At 62.4% G+C, this 18,972-nt stretch carries 21 protein-coding genes; 11 read left to right on the top strand and 10 right to left on the bottom strand.

Annotated elements, in window-relative coordinates; all coding sequences use genetic code 11:
* Positions 1–16: 16 nt before the first annotated feature.
* A complete protein-coding gene (locus tag NKJ09_RS14415) occupies positions 17–814 on the bottom strand; it encodes a class I SAM-dependent methyltransferase (RefSeq protein ID WP_352495125.1) in 798 nt (265 codons plus the stop codon).
* A 241-nt stretch (positions 815–1,055) separates the two neighbouring features.
* Here NKJ09_RS14415 and NKJ09_RS14410 point away from each other — a divergent pair, with 241 nt between their 5' ends.
* Both NKJ09_RS14410 and NKJ09_RS14405 read left to right on the top strand, forming a co-directional pair.
* Positions 1,056–1,784, top strand: coding sequence for an AzlC family ABC transporter permease (locus NKJ09_RS14410; protein ID WP_023721188.1), 729 nt, complete (start codon positions 1,056–1,058; stop codon positions 1,782–1,784).
* Positions 1,781–2,077, top strand: a complete 297-nt coding sequence (locus NKJ09_RS14405; RefSeq protein WP_023721187.1) for an AzlD family protein — start codon at positions 1,781–1,783, stop codon at positions 2,075–2,077. Before NKJ09_RS14410 ends, NKJ09_RS14405 begins: the two co-directional genes overlap by 4 nt.
* Before the next feature lie 42 nt (positions 2,078–2,119).
* On the opposite strand, the gene NKJ09_RS14400 is transcribed toward NKJ09_RS14405, so the two are convergent.
* Positions 2,120–2,275: a hypothetical protein gene (locus tag NKJ09_RS14400; protein ID WP_352495126.1), complete on the bottom strand. Its 156-nt coding sequence runs from the start codon at positions 2,273–2,275 to the stop codon at positions 2,120–2,122.
* 445 nt (positions 2,276–2,720) lie between these two features.
* Here NKJ09_RS14400 and NKJ09_RS14395 point away from each other — a divergent pair, with 445 nt between their 5' ends.
* Positions 2,721–4,238 (top strand): winged helix-turn-helix domain-containing tetratricopeptide repeat protein, encoded by a 1,518-nt coding sequence (locus tag NKJ09_RS14395; protein ID WP_023721185.1) that lies wholly within the window; start codon positions 2,721–2,723, stop codon positions 4,236–4,238.
* Between the two features lie 141 nt (positions 4,239–4,379).
* Here the strand turns inward: NKJ09_RS14395 and NKJ09_RS14390 are convergent, their stop codons facing one another.
* Positions 4,380–4,619: a hypothetical protein gene (locus NKJ09_RS14390; protein WP_352481531.1), complete on the bottom strand. Its 240-nt coding sequence runs from the start codon at positions 4,617–4,619 to the stop codon at positions 4,380–4,382.
* Between the two features lie 120 nt (positions 4,620–4,739).
* Here NKJ09_RS14390 and NKJ09_RS14385 point away from each other — a divergent pair, with 120 nt between their 5' ends.
* Positions 4,740–5,624, top strand: coding sequence for a LysR family transcriptional regulator (locus NKJ09_RS14385; protein WP_352495127.1), 885 nt, complete (start codon positions 4,740–4,742; stop codon positions 5,622–5,624).
* Here NKJ09_RS14385 and NKJ09_RS14380 read toward each other — a convergent pair.
* A complete protein-coding gene (locus NKJ09_RS14380) occupies positions 5,614–7,458 on the bottom strand; it encodes an aminopeptidase P family protein (protein ID WP_023721182.1) in 1,845 nt (614 codons plus the stop codon). The genes NKJ09_RS14385 and NKJ09_RS14380 overlap by 11 nt on opposite strands.
* A gap of 36 nt (positions 7,459–7,494) precedes the next feature.
* On the opposite strand from NKJ09_RS14380, the gene NKJ09_RS14375 reads away from it, so the two are divergent.
* Positions 7,495–7,839, top strand: a complete 345-nt coding sequence (locus tag NKJ09_RS14375) for a hypothetical protein (RefSeq protein ID WP_352495128.1) — start codon at positions 7,495–7,497, stop codon at positions 7,837–7,839.
* A gap of 31 nt (positions 7,840–7,870) precedes the next feature.
* Here NKJ09_RS14375 and NKJ09_RS14370 read toward each other — a convergent pair whose 3' ends face one another.
* Positions 7,871–8,743, bottom strand: coding sequence for a 50S ribosomal protein L11 methyltransferase (locus NKJ09_RS14370; protein ID WP_023721180.1), 873 nt, complete (start codon positions 8,741–8,743; stop codon positions 7,871–7,873).
* Positions 8,744–8,754: 11 nt separating this feature from the next.
* Positions 8,755–9,333, bottom strand: coding sequence for an SCO family protein (locus tag NKJ09_RS14365; protein WP_352495129.1), 579 nt, complete (start codon positions 9,331–9,333; stop codon positions 8,755–8,757).
* 207 nt (positions 9,334–9,540) lie between these two features.
* Here NKJ09_RS14365 and NKJ09_RS14360 point away from each other — a divergent pair, with 207 nt between their 5' ends.
* The 3 genes from NKJ09_RS14360 (at position 9,541) to NKJ09_RS14350 (ending at position 11,286) form a co-directional block, all read left to right on the top strand.
* On the top strand, positions 9,541–10,029 hold the full coding sequence (locus NKJ09_RS14360) for a CreA family protein (protein WP_023721178.1): 489 nt from the start codon (positions 9,541–9,543) through the stop codon (positions 10,027–10,029).
* 96 nt (positions 10,030–10,125) lie between these two features.
* Positions 10,126–10,767, top strand: coding sequence for a DapH/DapD/GlmU-related protein (locus tag NKJ09_RS14355; protein ID WP_023721177.1), 642 nt, complete (start codon positions 10,126–10,128; stop codon positions 10,765–10,767).
* Positions 10,768–10,854: 87 nt separating this feature from the next.
* The gene (locus NKJ09_RS14350) at positions 10,855–11,286 is read left to right on the top strand and encodes a low affinity iron permease family protein (RefSeq protein WP_031194582.1); all 432 of its coding nucleotides are present in this window, start codon (positions 10,855–10,857) and stop codon (positions 11,284–11,286) included.
* Between the two features lie 40 nt (positions 11,287–11,326).
* Here NKJ09_RS14350 and NKJ09_RS14345 read toward each other — a convergent pair whose 3' ends face one another.
* A complete protein-coding gene (locus tag NKJ09_RS14345) occupies positions 11,327–12,190 on the bottom strand; it encodes an SDR family NAD(P)-dependent oxidoreductase (protein ID WP_023721175.1) in 864 nt (287 codons plus the stop codon).
* Between the two features lie 129 nt (positions 12,191–12,319).
* On the opposite strand from NKJ09_RS14345, the gene NKJ09_RS14340 reads away from it, so the two are divergent.
* Positions 12,320–12,601, top strand: coding sequence for a hypothetical protein (locus tag NKJ09_RS14340; protein WP_023721174.1), 282 nt, complete (start codon positions 12,320–12,322; stop codon positions 12,599–12,601).
* Positions 12,602–12,723: 122 nt separating this feature from the next.
* Here NKJ09_RS14340 and NKJ09_RS14335 read toward each other — a convergent pair whose 3' ends face one another.
* Complete coding sequence (locus NKJ09_RS14335; RefSeq protein ID WP_023721173.1) at positions 12,724–13,299, bottom strand: TMEM175 family protein; 576 nt, start codon at positions 13,297–13,299, stop codon at positions 12,724–12,726.
* Positions 13,300–13,453: 154 nt separating this feature from the next.
* Between NKJ09_RS14335 and NKJ09_RS14330 the strand changes: the two genes are divergently transcribed.
* On the top strand, positions 13,454–14,662 hold the full coding sequence (locus NKJ09_RS14330; protein ID WP_352536413.1) for an MFS transporter: 1,209 nt from the start codon (positions 13,454–13,456) through the stop codon (positions 14,660–14,662).
* 9 nt (positions 14,663–14,671) lie between these two features.
* On the opposite strand, the gene NKJ09_RS14325 is transcribed toward NKJ09_RS14330, so the two are convergent.
* Positions 14,672–16,144, bottom strand: coding sequence for an MATE family efflux transporter (locus NKJ09_RS14325; RefSeq protein WP_352481525.1), 1,473 nt, complete (start codon positions 16,142–16,144; stop codon positions 14,672–14,674).
* 178 nt (positions 16,145–16,322) lie between these two features.
* Between NKJ09_RS14325 and NKJ09_RS14320 the strand changes: the two genes are divergently transcribed.
* Positions 16,323–17,111 (top strand): L,D-transpeptidase, encoded by a 789-nt coding sequence (locus NKJ09_RS14320; protein ID WP_352481524.1) that lies wholly within the window; start codon positions 16,323–16,325, stop codon positions 17,109–17,111.
* A 147-nt stretch (positions 17,112–17,258) separates the two neighbouring features.
* On the opposite strand, the gene NKJ09_RS14315 is transcribed toward NKJ09_RS14320, so the two are convergent.
* On the bottom strand, positions 17,259–18,737 hold the full coding sequence (locus NKJ09_RS14315) for an esterase-like activity of phytase family protein (protein WP_352482897.1): 1,479 nt from the start codon (positions 18,735–18,737) through the stop codon (positions 17,259–17,261).
* Between the last annotated feature and the right edge of the window lie 235 nt (positions 18,738–18,972).

Raw genomic sequence — 18,972 nt, 5'->3', positions numbered from 1 at the left:
CGGATAAATCAGACAGTCAAATGCGCCGCGCAGTGTAGAGGCTGGTGGTCATGTTGCGGGTTATGGAGCCTTGGAACTCGTCGCGGACGATGCGACCCAGCTCCGCCAGGATTGCTTCGCGGTCGCTGCGGATGTTGATGTTGGAAAAAGTGGCATAGAGGGCGACCGTCTGGTCAGGATCGAGGACGAGCGACCAGACACTTGTCCCATGTTCGATGGAATCGAACGCGCCGGTTCGCTCCAGCGCCGCCACGCGGGCCTCGGCATCAAGGGCGAACGGAATACCATTTGAGCCCGCCGAAGGGCTCGAAGGCCCTTCAAGCAGTGCCTTCGTCGCATCATGAAAGGGATCGGGGCGACTGTTGTCGCCGAATACATTCCAGACCATTGCCCACCAGCCGCCCGGCCGAAGCAGCTCGGCGACCTTGACCAGCGCGGTGTCCTCATCCAGCCAATGAAAGGCAGTGGCGCTGACGCCGAGATCAAAACCGGCCTTCTCAAGGACGGCATCCTCAAACGCAGAGACGCTCACCGAGAGCGCCTTGTCCTGAATAGTCTCGCAAAGGAAAGTCGCGAGGCGAGAATCCGGCTCGATGGCGAGCATCGGGCTCGCGCCCAGTTCGAGTAAGCGGCGCGTAGCAGTTCCTGTACCTGCGCCAATCTCGAACGTCGCCGTGCCAGGGGCGAGACGGCACCGTTCACATAGAATTTCGAATACCCAATCAGGATAGCCAGGCCGCGTCGCGTGATAGCTGCCGGGATCGGCGCCGAAGGCCAGGCGGCCGAATTTTGGATCGATGAAAAATTCGCTCATTGCAACCACCTCTGGGGAAGCACCTCTGGCCTTGGGTCTGTGGCCGCCACTTTTGGCAAGGACCGATGGGCGCAAACGGATATGCCCTCCCAGGTGCCAAGCGTCTGATTTTTATCCACTGGCACTGGAGCGCCTTGCCGCCCGCCTCAGCCATCACTTCCGCTGATCATTTGCCTCAATCGAATTGGTGTGACAAGCAGGGCGGCCCTCCCTACATACGACCGTCCCGAGGAGGCGATTGATGTCGGCGGAAGCAATCTCCGAAAACAGTGCGAAAAGCGATTTCTGGGACGGCGTGCGGCTCAGCATGCCCGTCGTGGTGGCATCGGCGCCGTTTGCATTGCTGTTCGGGGCGCTCGCAGTCGACAACGGGTTTTCCGTCCTCGAAGCGTTCCTGATGAGCGCAACGGTGTTCGGCGGCGCCAGCCAGATGGTCGGCATCGAGCTGTTCGGCCAGCATGTCGCGCCGTGGCTGATCGTGCTGTCGATCTTCGCGGTGAATTTTCGCCACGTGCTCTATTCGGCCGGTATCGGCCGGCGCATCGCGCATTGGCCACTGATCCAGCAGGCGATAGGCTATTTCGTGCTCACTGATCCGCAGTTCGCGATGGCCGAGCGCAAGGCGGAGGCCGGCGAAACCGTCGGGTTTACCTGGTATATGGGGCTTGGGCTGCCGGTCTATGTGTTCTGGGTCATCGAAAGCGCCCTCGGCGCGATGTTCGGCAAGCTTATTCCCGACACCCATGTGCTGGGCATCGACTTCCTGCTGCCGATCTATTTTCTCGGCCTGGTCATGAGCTTCCGCAAGCGGCCGCTGTGGCTGCCGGTGGTCATCGCCAGCGCTGCCGCCTCCATCATTGCGTACAAAACCGTCGGCTCGCCCTGGCATGTCTCCATAGGTGCGCTGGCCGGCGTGCTGCTCGCCGTCATCCTGCCGCCCCGCCACAGCGGCGTGGAGACACGGCCATGAGCACGACCTTGTGGATCATCGTCGCCGCTTCGATCGCGACCTATCTGACCCGCATCGGCGGTCATCTGGTGATCTCACGCTTCGACCATATCCATCCGCGCGTCGAGGCCGGGCTCAGCGCCGTGCCGGCGGCGGTGCTGACCACGCTGGTGGCGCCGGCGGCGCTCAGCGCCGGACCGGCGGAATGGGCAGCCTTGATCGTTGCCGGCCTTGTCTCACTGCGCGGCGGCCTGATGGCGATGTTCCTGGCGGGTGCTGCCGTGCTGATCCTCGCGCGGCAGCTCGTCGGGTAGTGGACCGACGGAGTACGCCTGTCTTCCTGCCAGATCGCCGCTTCACGGTATTTTGCCGTCCATCTTCGGGAACAGAACGACACTCTCCTGTGCGGTCGGTTCGTTGCGGGCGCCAATAAAGGCGGCCGGCGTGCTTGCCCGGTTCACGGCAACGTGAAGCACGTTGGCGGGAATGTAGAGATAGTCGCCGGGATGCACGAGGGTCGCGAAACTGCAGTTCGTCCCCGCTCCACATCTCCAACTCGTCTCCGCTCAGCATATAGAATGCTGTTTCGTGGCGCGCATGGACATGGGCTTTGGTCCGCTTGCCCGGCGGGATTGAGGCGACGCCCAGCCAAAGGGCCTTCGCTCCGACGGTCTCAGCACTTATTCCCGGCAGATAGTCCGACCCCTGTTCGGCCCGATAAGCCTCGCCGCCCCTAACAACCAAAGCCTTTCCCTCGCTGGGCGCAGCACTGTCCATTGCGGCCGGCTGTTTCAACATCATCATCTTGAACCTCCGTTTGTGTTAGTCTGTGCGAAGGACGGCCAGAATGATCAGTCCCCCGTCCGAAGTCCTTAACAGGAGGCGAAAGTTCCGAATTCTTCCGAAGCCGGAAAGCGAGATGCTTCAGCACCGCGACGCTTCGCGTTCGGGCCGTTCGTGCTCGACCTGCTGCGCGGGACGCTTGTTCGCGAGGGCAAGCCAGTTGCGGTCGGGCAAAAAGGCTTGTCGTTGCTTCAGGCCCTGGTGGAGGCACCGACGCAGGCGCTGAGCAGGACGGCCCTCATGGAGGCCGCCTGGTCCGATGCCGTCGTCGAGGAAAGCAATCTTTCGGTGCAGATTGCCGCCCTGCGCAAGCTACTCGGCCCGCAGCCGGACGGCAGCGAATGGATCGCCACCGTCCCCCGCACCGGATATCGCTTCGCCGGCAGTGTTCATGTGCTTGACCCCGCTGCAGACGATGCGCTTCCGAGCCAACTGGCGGGTCTCTCCGAAAGGGCGTCCATTGCGGTGTTGCCGTTCGCCAATGTCAGCGGCGACAGGGAACAGGCCTATCTGGCTGACGGCATCACCGAGGACATCATCACCGCGCTGACAAGGTTCCGATGGTTCCGGGTGATCGGGCGCAATTCCAGCTTCGTCTATAAGGACAAGTCGGTCGACTCCAAACAGGTGGCCCGCGAGCTTGGCGCCCGTTATGTCTTGGAAGGAAGTGTGCGCCGGTCCGGCCAGCAGATCCGGGTCTCGACGCAACTGGTCGATGCCGCCTCGGCCAATCAGATCTGGGCCGAACGATACGAGATGGAACTGACGGAGGCGTTCGCCGTCCAGGATGCCATAGCCGAGCGGGTGGCTGGTGCGATCGAACCCGAACTGCTCAAGACGGAGTCGCTCCCAGCCGTTGGACGCAACAGCGGAAATGCGACGGCCTGGGACCTGGTGCGGCAAGGTACCTGGCATTTTCACCACGTCGGCCGTCAAACTCACTTGCGTGGCCGCGAGTTATTTCGGCTGGCGTGCAAGCTCGATCCTGAACTCGCAGAGGCCCATCTCTGGCTCGGTCGGGTGAGCGCCGGCATCGTCGCTTACGGCTGGAGCGACAAGCCGGCACAGGATATCCGAGAAGGCCTGGATGCAGCCCTGAAGGCGGTTCGGCTCGACGAGAAAAATCCCTATTCGCATTATGCGCTCGCCATCTGCAGCATCTATGCCAATGCGCAGGAACAAGCCGTTCTTGCTGCGGAAAGAGCGATCGAGATCAGCCCAAGTTTCGCCCTTGGTCATCTGGCTATGGGAATGGGGCAGCTTTTCCGCGGCAGCGCATCCGAAGCGATAGCGCCGCTCGAACACGGCCTTATGTTGAACCGGTACGATCCGCAGAACTTCGTCTGGTTTAATGTCCTGGCGCTCGCTTATCTATTTGCGGGGCAGGCAAACGAGGGGCTCGTCGCGGCGATTGAGGCTCGCAAGGTCGGTCCCACGTGGCGACCCACCTATGAAACACTCGCCTGCTGCTACGTCTCGCTTGGCCGTCTGCCGGAGGCAAGATCTTGCGTCGAACTGATGCGGGAGATGGAGAACCCTACAGGCGATGCCTTGGCGCCGCTCAGGCTGCGCAATCCACATTGGGCAGACCAGATGGCGGATCTGTTGAAGAAAGCCGGTTGGCAGCAGTAAGGCTGCGGTCAACCCCCTGCAGATTGGCGTCGTCTGTGTGATGTCGGTCACGCAGTTGTTGGGCAGCACAAGCCAGGTCGGCTTCGCACTCAGGGTGATGCTGGGGTCCGGTCGATAGCCGACCCACCGCCATTGCGAAAATCACCACTTCTGATCGTGCGGCTTCGCCGCAGCGCTCATCTGCGCTGCAAACCATGTAATAGCTCCTGCCCAGCCAGCAGGTTTCTTGAATATCGACGCGACCTGCGACAGGCTCAGCCGGATCGCCTCCGCTCTCTCCTGGTGGGCGCGCCGCACGGCGCCGCTATAGAGCGCTTCACGCTGCTTTGGCGTCAATGCGCTTAGATCGATCGGCTGGATGCCGAAGGGCTCGGGCGACATTTCCATCTCCCCCTGGTTTGCCGTGTTGATAGGCAGCTACACCGACGATTTACGGGAAAGGGCTAATTAGCTAAAATGAATAATTAAGATCGTTACGTTCTCCAGGAGAGATGTATGGATTTGGCCGATCTGCGCATCTTCCGCACGGTGGTGCGCGAGGGCGGAATCACCAGGGCAGCGGAAAAACTGTTTCGCGTGCAATCGAACGTGACCACACGCATCCGGCAGCTCGAGGAGGATCTCGGCGTGCAGCTGTTTATCCGGGAGGGCAAGCGCCTGCACGTATCGCCGGCCGGTCACAAATTGGTCGGCTATGCGGATCGGCTGCTGGCGCTTGCGGAGGAGGAGCGAACGGCGATGCTCGATCCACGCCCGCGCGGCACGCTTCGCCTAGGTGCCATGGAGAGCACCGCCGCGGCCCGGCTTCCAAGTCTGCTCGCCGACTATCACGCACGTTATCCCGAAGTGGAAATCCAGTTGCGCACCGGCAATCCTCAGGTTCTCGCGACCGCCATGCTTGCCGGCGAGCTCGATGCGGCGTTCGCCGCCGAGCCCATCGCCGACGCTCCGTTCGAAAAGCTGCCCGCATTCCAGGAGCAGCTGATCATTGTCTCGGCGGCATCGCGCGTTTCGATCGACGACCGCCTGGACATGCCCAAAACCATGATAGCCTTCGAGCACGGCTGCCCGCACCGCAAGCGGCTGGAACAATGGTACGCGCGCAGAGGGTTCATGGCCGAGAAAACCATCGAGCTTGGTTCATACCATGCCATCCTTAGTTGCGTGGTGGCTGGCATGGGCATAGCGCTGATGCCGAAAAGTGTGCTTTCGGGTTTCCCGGAGAGCCGCTGGCTAAAGCTGCACGAACTGCCCTCTGACGAAGACAACGCCGTCACGGTGTTGTTCTGGCGCAAGGGAGCCGGTTCTCCCAACGTCACGGCTTTGCAAGAACTGCTTGCGGAGCAAAGCCTGTCAACCGGCGTTGCCGCCGCCGCTATTGCTTGAAGTCGTGCGGCAGCGGGGCGGTTGCCTTTTCCAGCCAGGCCAGCGTCTCGCCGTCGAGCATCGGTCCGATCTCGGCCAGCACCCGCGCGTGGTATTCGTCGAGCCAATGCAACTCGTCACGCGTCAACAGATCCGACCGGATCAGCCGCTTGTCGATCGGCGCCAGCGTCAGCGTCTCGAAGCCATGCATGGCGATGTCACCGCCTTCGACCATCTCAGCCGGAGTGACCAGGACGAGATTTTCGATGCGGATGCCGTAAGAACCTTCCTTGTAATAGCCGGGCTCATTGGAGACGATCATGCCGGCCAGCAACTTTTCGGTGCCGGTCTTGGCGATACGCTGCGGGCCCTCATGTACGGCAAGATAGGAGCCGACACCGTGCCCGGTGCCATGGGCGAAATCGCAGCCGTGTCTCCATAGCGCCAGGCGCGCTACGGCATCGAGTTCGGAGCCGCGCGTGCCCAGTGGAAAGCGCAGCATGGAGATGCCGATCATGCCTTTCAGCACCAGCGTGAAGCGCTCGCGCATCTCTTCCGTCGGCGCGCCAATCGGCACTGTGCGGGTGATGTCGGTGGTGCCGTCCTGGTACTGTCCGCCGGAATCGAGCAGGAACAGCTCGCCATGCTCCAGTTTGCGATTGGTGGCGCGGGAGACGCGATAGTGCATGATGGCGCCGTTGGGACCAGCGCCGGAGATTGTGTCGAACGAGACGTCGCGCAGCGGCATCTGTGTTTCGTCGCCGGTTTGCCGGCGCGTCTCCTCGAGCCTGGTGACAACGGTGATCTCGTCGAGCGTGCCGGGTTCCTGACGGTCGAGCCAGCACAGCAGCTTGGCGACGGCGGCTCCGTCACGGCGATGCGCGGCGCGGGCGCCGGCGATCTCGGCTTTGTTCTTCGTTGCGCGTGGGATGCGGGCCGGATCCGGTGCGGCAGTGACGGTGCCGCCATTGTCCTCGACCAGCATGCTGAGCTTCTCCGCCGCCAGAGCGGGGTCCAGCGCGATTTTTGCACCGCCCTTGGCCAGGGTGACGATCGCTGTTTCGAATTCACCGGGTTCGTGCAATTCGGCGAGCTGCGTCAGATAGGCTGCGACGGTGCGTGAGAACTTGCGCTGGTCCATGAAAAGCAGATGCGATCCGTCGGCGGCGAGCACGGCAAAGCCGAGCGCCAGCGGTGTGTGCGGCACGTCGCCACCACGGATGTCGAAGGCCCAGGCGATGGAGGAGGGGTCGGTCAATACGGCATGGGTGGCGCCCTCCTTCTCGATGGCTGCCGCCAGCCGGACCAACTTGTCCTTGGCCAGTTCGCCGGCAAAGCCGATCGGGTGGATCTCGACCGGCGCCAGTGGCGGCCCGGGCTGGTCCTGCCAAATGGCGTCGATCGGATTTTGTTCGAGCGGCACCAGTATCGCGCCGGACTTCACGGCCGAGGCCCTCAGCGCCTTGACGTCGCTGATCGTATGCAGCCATGGATCGAAGCCCAACCGCACGCCCTTGCCGAGATTGTCCTTGATCCAGTTGGCCGGCGGGTTGTCGACAAGGCTCTCGATCGAAAAGATGTCGAGATCGACCTCCTGGCGCACCTGCAGCGTGTAGCGCCCGTCGACAAACATGGCGGCGCGCTTGCCAAGCACAATGGCGACGCCGGCCGAGCCGCTGAAGCCGGTCAGCCATTTCAGCCGTGCCGAGCGGTCGGCGACATATTCGCCCTGGTGCTCGTCGGCGCGGGGCACGATGAAGCCGTCCAGCCCATTCGCCGCCAACCATTGGCGTAGCATTGCCACGCGCGGCTTGCCAACGGCCGGATCGCCGGCGGAATCGAAGGTCTGGAACATGTGGGCTCTCCTCGAATGCTGGCGCGACCGTAGCGCATGGCCTCGAAAATCGGAATCGATTTTCGGAACGATCATGCCTGGTCGCGACAGCCTCTTTTTGCGCATGGAGGCCATGCAGAATCGGCGATTTCAAAAAGCGTCAGCAAGGCTTACCTTCTTAACGTGGAGGAACGTGTCTTATTGCCTGCAAAGGAGACCATCATGTCCACGATTTCAGCCAGACGCGGATTTTTCATAAGCGCTGTGAACGCGCTGATCGAAGCTCGCCAGCGCGAAGCGAGCCGGTATGTGAGCGGCGTTTTGCTTGGCTTTGATGACGAAACGCTGAAAGCTCACGGCTACGATCGCGAAGAGCTGAAGAAAGCGGCGAACTCTCGCTAGGTCCGAGCGGATGCGTTGAAGGCGCGGCGCCTCAGCGCTTGAGATGGATCGTCACCCAGCCTTCGCGGTGCAAGGTGCGGACGTGCCGGAATTTCTGGCCGACATAGGCCGCGATCACCGCGTCGCGCTGGCGCTCGAGAATGCCTGACAAAACGATCGAGCCACCGCGCGCGATATGCCCGGCCATTTGCGGCGCCAGCCGCATCAGCGGCCGCGCCAATATATTGGCAATTATCAGGTCGAAGGGCGCACGCGCGGCAAAGATCGGATGATGAAAACCGGGTGCAGCCACCGTTTCAATGAGCGCCTTGACATGGTTCAGCCGCGCATTGGCGGCGGCCACCTTGACGGCGACCGGGTCGATGTCGGTCGCCAGCACTGGAATATGAGCGAGCTTGGCCACCGCGATGGCGAGCACCGCGCTGCCGGTGCCAAGGTCGAGCGCGTTGCGCGGATGCTCGCGCTCTATGACCTGCTCCAGCATTTCGAGGCAGCCGGCGGTGGTGCCGTGATGGCCGGTGCCGAAGGCAAGGCCGGCCTCGATCTCGATGGCGAGCTCACCGCTGTGGCGCTTCCTGCGGTCATGCGCGCCATGGACGAAGAAGCGCCCGGCCCGCACCGGCTTCAACCCCTCCAGCGAGCGCGCCACCCAGTCGATGTCGGGCAGCGCTTCGCGCTCTATCGATTTCGACAGCGACAGTCCGGCAAGGATGTCCCTAAGCCGCGCCTCGACCGCATCGACGTTGTCGTCCGCATAGAGCGATACTTCGTGGATGTCGCGGTCCTCGTCGACCTCGAGCACCGCAACCGGCAGGCCCTCATCGTCGAACGCCGCACCGAGCGCCGCGAAGATGCGATCAGCCTCGATCTTGCCCGCGGTGAAATACAAACGCGTCTGCGTCATTACCGGATATGTCAACCTTCCGCCGCCAGCCGTTTGAGCTTGGCGATGGCGGCGTCCGGGCTTTCGCCATAGGCAATGGTGCCGGCGAAATCGCCCTTGGCATTGAGCAGCAGCACCGAAGCGGTGTGGTCCATCGTGTAGTCGCCGTCGTTCGTGTCGACTTTCTTCCAGTAGATACCGAAGGACTTGGCCATGGCGTGGACCTTGTCGGGATCGCCGGTGATGCCGAGGATGCGATCGGAGAAATTGCTGACATAGGTGTTCATGATTTCGGGCGTGTCGCGCTCCGGGTCGACCGTAACGAAATAGGCGCGCAGATTCTTGCCGTCGTCGCCCATCGTCTTCAGCCAGCCGGCCAACTCGAAAAGCGTGGTCGGGCAGACTTCCGGACAATGCGTGAAGCCGAAGAAAACGACGCTGGGGTGGCCGCGAAAGGCGGCTTCGGTGACCGGCGCGCCCTTCTGGTCGACCAGCGTAAACGGCGCTCCGAACGGCTCGCCGCCATAATGTCCGCGGTACCAGTCGAAGGTGAGCCAGCCGATGCCTGCGGCCATCAAGAGCAGAATGCCGACCAGAATTGAACGCATCATCAGTGAAAGTCCGTCGTGATTTCCATCGGCCGCCATATTGGCGCCGTGAAGGCCCTGGCTTGGCGAACACTCTTAGCGGTTCGGTCGCGCCGACGCAAAGATGTCGCGTTGCCGCAACCGGCAATCCAGTGGGAAGGCGATCTGCTTGCAAAGCGCTGCCGTTCGTCCCACCTGAGGTCGGCAAAATTCGAACCGCAGGAGGCCTCTTTGCGAAAATTGATTGGCGGCGCGTTGGCCGCATGCCTGGTCATTGGTGCCGGCGCGGCCGTCGCCGAGGAAGTCGGCAAGGTCGGCGTCGATTGGCTCGGCAACGACATCATCGTCGAGGCGATCAAGGATCCGAAGGTCGAGGGCGTGACCTGCCACGTCTCCTATTTCGACCGTGGCATGATCGACCGCCTGCAGAAAGGCAACTGGTTCGAGGACCCGTCCGATTCTTCGATCTCCTGCCGCCAGACCGGGCCGATCACCATTGGCGATATCGACATGAGCGAGGCCGGCGAGGAGGTGTTCAAGCAAGGCATCAGCCTGATCTGGAAAAAGCAGGTGGTGAACCGGATCTACGACAAGGCCAACGAGACGCTGATCTACCTCTCGCATTCGCGCCAAGTGCAGGATGGCTCGGCAAAAATGTCGGTCACCACCGTGCCGCTCTACGGCCAGAACGTGGTGTGGACCAGCGGCAAGCCGAAATAGAGACTGAAGGTGCTACAGGGTCCTTGGCGCATCCAAACGGATGCGCGGCGCTGCACTCGGCTTGCGAGACTATGCGTGCCGGCGTAAAGCGCGCGCATGGACCGTCCCGAACACCTTGTCCTGAAAGATCCCGAGCCGCGCATCCATCCGACGGCGGAGCTGAAGGCTTGCAAGCTTGGACGCTATGCGTCGATCGGCGAGCGGGTCATCCTGCGCGAGGTGGTGGTCGGCGACTTCTCCTACTTCGAGCGCCACGCCGAGGCGATCTACACGACGATCGGCAAGTTCTGCTCGATCGCCGCCAACAGCCGCATCAATGCGCTGGAGCATCCGGTCGAGCGGCTGACGCAACACAAGATCAGCTACCGGCCCAACGAGTACTTCCGCTGGCTGGGTGTCGATCAGGCGTTCCGCGACCGGCGGCGGGCGAAAGCCGTCAGCATTGGCCATGATGTCTGGATCGGCCATGGCGCGGTGATCATGCCTGGCATAGTGATCGGCAATGGCGCGATCGTCGGTGCCAACGCGGTGGTGACGCGCGACGTGCCGGCCTATGCAATCGTCGCCGGCGTTCCGGCCAAGCCATTGTACCAGCGCTTCAGCGCGGAAACTGCGGCACGGATCGAACGTCTTGCCTGGTGGGACTGGCCGGTCGAGAAACTGGCCAGGGCAGTCCCCGACATGCAGGCCTTGCCTATCGAGGCTTTCCTCGACCGCTGGGAAAACGACGCCGCCTGATCGTTGCGAGCGCGGCGCGTGCGCTGTTTGACCGTGAATTCCTCCTCGCAGGGAACTCGAAGCAGTTGCCGATTGTTTCTCCCTGCCATGATCGAAAAGCTGTTCACCAGGATCGCCAACCATATCGCCCATCTTGCCGGTCTGCCGCCGACGTTTGCCGTCTGTTTCCTGATCATTGTGGTCTGGGCGGCAAGCGGTCCGGTCTTCGGCTTTTCCGACACGTGGCAGCTCGTCATCAATACCGGCACCACGATCGTCACCTTCCTGATGGTGTTTCTCATCCAGAACACCCAGAACCGCGACAGTGCAGCGATCCAGGCCAAGCTCGACGAGTTGATCCGCGTCAGCAAAGCCAAGAATACCTTTATCGGCATCGAGCACCTGACCGAATCCGAAGTCGAGGAAATCCGGGCCAAATGTGAACGCGCGGCGAAGCGGCACGACGAACAGGTTGCCGACATGGCCGCACCCAAAGCCGTGGCCAAGAAGCGCAACGCGAAGAAGCACGCTTCGGCGTGAGGGAGCCTGTTGTCCGGGTTCCTGCGCGACGTTCGCCGGATCATTTCATGAATGCTGCAAAGGCTTCCTTGTAGTCCGGGTGCCAGCGCGACAGGGCAGGGCGGTTCTCGATGATGTCGCCAATCGCCCAAGCCATGCGCTTTTCGTCCATGGACCGGGTCGCCTCGTTATCGGGACACAGGATGTAGAAATCGCCACGCAGCACCGAGGCCAGCATGAAGTCGATGACCTGCTCGCCGGTCCAGGCGCCGGCCGGCTTTTCGGTCGCACCTTCGGTCAGGCCGGTAAAGGTAAACCCGGGAATGAGCAAATGCGCCGCGACATTGGCGCCGGGCTCGTTGCGCAGCGCGTGTGCAAGGCCCTCGGTATAGGTCTTCACGCCAGCCTTGGAGACGTTGTAGGCGAGGTTGCCGGGCGGCGTGGTGATGCCTTGCTTGGAGCCGGTGTTGACGATCAGACCCGGCTTTCCCGCCGCCAGCATGCGCGGCGCAAAGGCCTCGACGCCATGGATGACACCCCAGAAATTGATGTCCAGCAACTGCTTCCAGGCCTCGCGGTTCTCCCAGGGCTTGCCGGGGTTGTTGCCGACGCCGGCATTGTTCATCAGCAGCGAGACGTCGCCGAAGGCGCCGAATGTCCGTTCGGCCAGTCGGTCGAGCTCGTCGGCTTTCGAGACGTCAGTTGCAACAGCAAGCACGGCGCTCTCGCCGGCGATGGCGGCGACGGCGTGTCGGGCCTCATCGAGGCGTGCGCCGCCGATGTCGGCCAGCACGATCTTCATGCCCATCGCCGCTAGCCGTTTGGCCGCGGCAAGGCCGATGCCGCTGGCCGCGCCGGTGATGACGGCGACATTACCGGAGGCAAGTGCGGGCAGGGCGGTCTGGATCTCGGCGTTGGTGGTCATGATTTTCTCCTGTTCTGGCCGCGGCGAACTTAGCGCGGAACGAGGCTCGCGCAAGCCGATGCCGGTATCTTCGGGTTGACCGCGTCGGCGGGCGCTGCGCATGCTGATATCGAAAAAGGAGACTGACGATTGACCGACTGGATCGAGATCCTGAAAGAACAGACCGCAACCGGCGACCAGATGAGCCGCGAAGTGCCGCAAATGCTTGCCAATCCCGACATCAGCGAAGCGCAAGTGAAAACGCTTTTTTCGGCGCTCGAAAAACAGGCGGAGTTCGTCGAAAAGCTGCGTATGGCGCTGGAAAAGTTCGGCCATGATTTTTCAGTGATCAAGGCGGCCGAGCGGCTGGAGGAGCGCTACGCCGACCTTGCCGCCTCGGTAGCGGAAAAGCTGAAGGAAATGCGAGGCTAGAGCCTGTTCCATCCCGATAAAATTCGGGATGGGCTCTATCTTCTCGTTGGACCATGATCTTTTCCGAAAACCGGCATCCTCTTTTCGCTGACGCGGTCCTTCGGTTCGGGATCATGGTCTGTCTATTTCTCGATTAGCCGCTCGAAGCGCCTGTCCGGCACTAACCAGATCAGCGCTACCAGGACATAGATCGAGACACCGATCCAGTGATTGACGAAGGTCAGTGCGACGGCGGCGATATAGAGGGCCAGCGAGATCTTTCCCTTGAGGTCATTGCCCAATGCCCTGGCGAAAAGGGTTTCGCTGCTGTGCAGTCGATGCAGGGCCATGGTGAGGATGTTGAAGCCGATGGCGCAGAGCGCCAGGTCGACGCCATAGACGGCGACCGGCACGGGCGCGAAATGGTTCTCACCCATGAAGGCTGTCGTCGCCGGCATCAGCGATAGCCAGAACAGCAGGTTGAGGTTCGCCCACAGCACGCGGCCGTCAACCCGCTGCACGGTATGGAACATGTTGTGCAAATTGTTCCAGTAGATGCCGACATTGATAAAGGACAGCACATAGCTGAGGAATATCGGCCAGAGTGGTGCCAGCGCGGAAAAATCCTCGCCATGCGGCACCTTCAATTCCAGCACCATGATGGTGATGATGATGGCGACCACGCCATCGGTGAATGCCTCGACCCGTCCTTTGCCCATGAATCTCCCCTGACAATCCGCTGAGGTTAAAAGAGGATCTCGCTCAGCGCCATCGGCAAAGCTGCCAAACTTGTCAGGAGCAAGTCGGGAAGGGGGAACGGCTGACGCGAAAAAGGCGTTTGGTGTCAGATCCCGAACAGCAAAAGGTCGAAAAATGACAGCTCACGCTCAAGTCATGACGCGCGATCACGAACTCGGCGGCAGCGCCGCAGCGGCTGCCGTGGCTGCCATGATCGCGGCTCTTTTCGCCGGCAGCACGGCGCTGACGCCGCTTTACATCATCTACAAGCAGGTCTTCGGCTTCTCGCAGATCACTTTGACGCTGGTCTACGCCGTCTATGTCATCGGCAATCTGGCAGCGCTGCTGATGTTGGGCCGTGTGTCCGATGTTATCGGGCGCCGTCCGATGGCATTGGCCGGGATGGCGGTGGCCGTCGTCAGCGCGGTGTTTTTCCTGTTCGCAGAAAATGTCGCGTGGCTCGACATCGCCCGGATTTTGAGCGGATTGGGAATTGGCGTCGGCGCCGGGACTGGGACGGCCTGGCTCGCCGAATTGCTCTCGGCCAACGACAAGTCACAGGCGGCGACGATTGCCACCAGCACCAATTTTCTCGGCCTCGGCATTGGTGCGCTGGGGGCCGGGTTGCTCGCAGAATACGCACCTTGGCCGCTCAGGCTGATATTCGTCGTCCACCTGGCGATGCTAGCGATCGTAACCCTGCTGATCTGGCGTACGCAGGAAACCGTTTCGCGGCCGGGAAAACTGGCTGACGTCTCGATGCGGCCGCGGCTTTCCGTGCCTGATGACATCCGCGCAAATTTTGTTGCGCCGGCGGTGACCGGCTTTGGCGCGATGGCGCTCGTCGGCTTTTATGCGGCACTCGCGCCGAGCGTCCTGGCGCAGCAACTGCAGGTAGCCAACCATGCGGTAGCCGGCGCTCTGTTCTTTGAATTGTCGATCGTGGCGGCCGGCACCATTGTGGCGACGACGCGTCTTTCGAGCCGGGCCGCGATGTTTGCGGCACTTGCGCTGATGATCCCCAGCGTCGCACTGATCGTTGCGGCGCAGGTCTTCGCCTCGATGGCCATCATGGTCGCCGCAAGTGCTCTGTGTGGCGTGTCGGCAGCGCTCGGCTATCGCGGCGGCTTGCAAGTGGTGAACGAGATCGCGCCGGCGGACCGGCGCGCCGAAGTGGTCTCGGCCTTCTTCATCTGCTGTTTTTGCGGCAACGCGCTGCCGGTCATCGGCATCGGCATCCTGTCGACCGTGGCAAGCGCGACCGTGGCGAGCCTGGCCTTTGCCGGCATGATTGTCGTCTTTTCCCTGGTGGCGCTCGGGTTTGGCGCGAAATACGCGCGCTGAGCCGGCCTTTCAGCCGTTCGGCGTCTCGGGCGAAAGATGCGCGCGCTGGCGCGGCACGCCGAGGCCGGTATCCGGCGGTTCGCCGGCAGCCGGCCGGCTCTCGATCATGTGCACGCTGCGCCAACCGCCGAAGCGATAATAGGCCGTGGCCAGCACGAGCGAGGTTATCGAGCCGGCCGGAAAGCTCCACCACAACGCTTCCTCACCGATCGCACTTCGAAAGAAATAGGCGAAGCTGGTGCGCACCAGAAGTACCGAGATCACCAGGATGATCAGCGGCGGCATCACCGCGCCCGTGGCACGCACAGTGGCGAAGAGCACGATGGTGATGCCGAACAGGATGAAGGACCAGGATGCGACCTTGTTGATGTGAGTGGCGATGTCGATCGCTGCACTGTCGCTGCTGAGGAAGAGGCTGAGCACCGCGCGATCGAATACGAACAGCAGCGCGACAAGCACGCCGGTAAGCACAAGGTTGAAGCCGACGCCGGACGCGGCGATGCGGCCGATCCGGTCCCAGCGCCCGGCGCCGACATTTTGCGCCGCCATGGACGAGACCGCGGCGCCGATGGCGAGCGCCGGCATCTGGATATAGGTCCAGAGCTGGGCGGCTATGCCGTAGGCAGCCGCGACCTGCGAGCCGTAGGCATTGACCATGCCCATCACAGTCAGCGCCGCGGACGAGACGACGATCATCTGCAGGCCCATCGGCACGCCCTTGAAGACGACAATGCGCAGCAGCGCCGGGTCCGGCCGCAGCAGAGCAAGATTGGCGCCGGCCAGCCGCAGCGGGTGCTTGCGCGCATAAAGCACGATCAGGATGGCAAGCACGCTTACCGTCTGGCCGATCAGCGTCGAGGTGGCCGAGCCGGCGATGCCGAGTTCGGGGAACGGGCCGATGCCGAGAATAAGCAACGGGTTCAAAATGACGTCGAGCACGACGGCCAGCGCCATGAATAGGAAAGGCGTGCGCGAATCGCCGGCGCCGCGCAGCACCGTCATGACGAAGGACAGCAGGTTCATCATCGGTACGGCGAGAAAAATGATACGCAGATAGGAGCGCGCCAGCGGCAACGCATCGGCCGGCGTGCCGAGCGCATTGAGGATTGTATCGACCCAGATCCAGCCGCAGACCGCGAACACCACCGAGACAAGGAAGAAGAAGGTGGCGCTGGTGCCGACGATGCGGCGGGCTTCGGGCAGATCGCGGGCGCCGACCGATTGCGCGACCAGGATGGTCGCCGCCATGCCGATGCCGAAGACGGTGCCGAGGATGAGAAACAGCACGAGGTTGGCATTGGACGTGGCGGTCAGCGCCGCTTCGCCGAGGAAACGACCGACCCAGACGGCATTGATTGAGCCGTTGAGCGACTGCAGAACATTGGAGCCGAGCACCGGCAGGGCGAACAGCAGCAATGTACGCGGGATAGGTCCACTGGTGAGGTCGCTGGTCCGCCGGCGTGCGGGCATCTTGTCGTCCATGGCAGGCAACTCGGCGAAGGCTTATCTTGAGTCCGGTCCGCAATGATTGCCGATTTAACGAGACAGGTCGACGCAGCGTTGCGAATTCCGCCTGGCGTGCCAGCTTCCGGAATCGTATATTGATCCTGCACGCGTGGGGCCGCATCTTTCCTGGATCTCATGGGCAAGCCGGGGGTTCATGTCCGATATTCCGCTGTTTTTTGAGCGCCTGAACCGGCGTGCGTTTCTTGGTGCATCCGCTTTGGGCGCGGCCTCCGTGGCTCTTTCGGCGTGCACCACGACGGACGTAGCGGCGCCGCCAGTGACCGCGGCGCCAAGCGATCCGGCTTTCGGCGATGCCGCAAGTATGTATGCGGCGCGCGTCGACGAGGGCTATCAACTGCCGGCAATCCCGGTAGCCAAGGTCGATCCGAAATTCGTGCGCCAAATCGTGTCCGATCCGACCGGAGAAAAACCCGGCACGATCGTCGTCGATACCTCCGAGCACTTCCTCTATCTGGTGCGCGACGGCGGCAAGGCAATTCGCTATGGCGTCAGCCTCGGCAAGGCCGGTTTCGGATGGACCGGCAGCGCCGTGGTTCAGGCGAGGAAGAAGTGGCCGGTCTGGACGCCGCCGCCGGAGATGATCCAGCGCCGGCCGGAACTGGCGAAATACAAGGACGGCATGCCGCCCGGCCCGCACAGCCCGCTGGGCGCACGCGCGCTATATCTCTTCCGCGACGGCAAGGACACGATGTACCGGCTGCACGGCACGCCGGAGTGGGATTCCATCGGGAAGAACGCTTCCTCCGGCTGTGTGCGCTTCATGAATCAGGACATTATCGACCTCTACAGCCGCGTCGACGGCGTCGCGCCGGTCTTCGTGCGCCCGAACCTGTCGGCCGCCGGGAAGATCGCCGCCGTGTCGGACAGGACGGCCGAGCCGATCGATGCGGGCGTGCCAAAGGACGCGGAGATGTTGAGGTAAGTGCCTTCGACGGATCATCAGTCTTAGGTTTTGCAAACCCACTAGAACACAATCCTTGTGCCGGCGAGCCGCAACTGAAGGGCCCGACCGTTCGATCGTGCCAGGCAGGCGGACGCGTTCGGCGCATCCGCCTGCCTGGGGGTGTCGCTACTTCCCGGCGAGGCCTGGAAGCGTGACCTGATAGACCAGGAACATCGTGTCGACATCGGCGCCATCTTCGGCCTTGTAGGCCGCGCCGACCTGGAAGCCGTCCTGGGTGAGAAAGTCATTGTCGTTGGCGACGAACAGGAAATAGTCGTCGGGCCGTGTTGGATCGAGGACGCTCACCACCGACATCGCCTCCCACTTCTCCGAAAGGTTGTTGCGGTCATTGGGCGCGCCATTGTGCAGCCCGAAGCGGCCGAGCTCGGTCTTGTCGTTGATGTCGATGAACGGCGTCAGCTTGGCCGGCGTCACCGAGGGATCGAGCTCACCTTTGGGCGCAACCGGCTTGTCCTTGTCGAACTCGGTGCCGGCGATGTCGGTTGCCACCGACACATCGACGACGCTGATCTCGCGATAGAGCGAGGTGTCGCCCTTCACCCCCTGGCCGTTGCCGCTGTCGCGCGCCAGCATCAGGAAGGTCTTGTCCGACAGAGCCACGATTTCGCTCTGCGCGGCAATCTTGGTCTTGCCCTTGGCATCGGTGAACACCGGCAGCGGCACAACATATTCATGCGCAAGCTTGAGTTGGGCCGGATCCGAGGCATCGTAGACCAGCGCGCGCGTGTTCTGGCGCGTCGAAGCGGAATCGCCGCCATCCTGCCTGGGGGCCGATTGCAGCACCGCGATCAGGAACTTGCCGTCGGGCGTCAGTGCCATGCCTTCGAGGCCCTGGTTGTTCTGGCGGCCGGTTTCGGGATCCTTCGGATCTGGGTCTGCCGCGCCAGGTCCCGGATTGTTGGACGCGAAGTTCGGCGTTCCATGACGCATCGGGACAAGCGCCGCCGGTGGCTGCGTTGCCGACATCAGACGCCCATCGGCGGAGAAGTGGTAGATGTTCGGACCATATTCGTCCGAGATGAACATGGTGCCGTCGGGCAGCCGCACGATCGCCTCGTTATCGAGCGCGAGCTTGCCGTTGGCTTCGGGCAGGATCGGCATGTCGTCGGTCGCTGCGCGCACGCCGTTGAGCGGATCTAGGCCGGTTGCATCGATGCCCTTGTCGTCGGTCAAAAGCATGGTGTCGGCTAGCGTTGCCTTGAGGCCCGACTGTTCCTGGCCGGCGGCTGGCACTGCACCCGGCGCGATCGGGGCGAACTCGAGGGCGATCGTGTTGAGGCGCGGACGGTAATCGGTGGTGCCGACGACATTGTAGCCGCGGTCCGGCAGCAGCCATAGCGAGCCCTTGTAGCCATCGGCGCCATGCGTCCAGCCGGCAGCGTCAATCGCCATGCCCGAGCCGGAGCCAAATGTCTCGCCGAACCTGTCTTTCTGGCTGGCCGGGATGCGGCCGACGCCGACCAGGCCCTTGTTGACGAAGTTGGCGCCGCCGACGGTCGCGGCGTTTTCCGCCAAGGCCGGACTCAAGGCGGTGAACATCGCGAGCGCGACAGCGAGGGGCGCGGTTCGGTGCAGGTTTTTCATGGATATCCTCTTTGAGACAAAGCTGCCGGGATCTGAAAAGCGCCGCGTCGCATCGAGAATGCCGCGAAAGCCTTCGGAGAAGCGATCTAGGACGCGAACATGATACTTGCGTGACAGTGCTGCGCTTGCCTGGCCTCGTGTGGTCGCAACTGGCCTGTGCATGGCGAATCGTTGCTATCGAAAGAGCAATTAATAACTTTACAAATAACCATTCTTGTGTGAAGTTATGACAATG

The sequence above is a fragment of the Mesorhizobium sp. M0189 genome, from assembly GCF_040322135.1.
Classification (GTDB): Bacteria; Pseudomonadota; Alphaproteobacteria; order Rhizobiales; family Rhizobiaceae; genus Mesorhizobium.
Note: the sequence above shows the minus strand (reverse complement) of the source record. Positions and strands in the feature narration are given on the sequence as shown.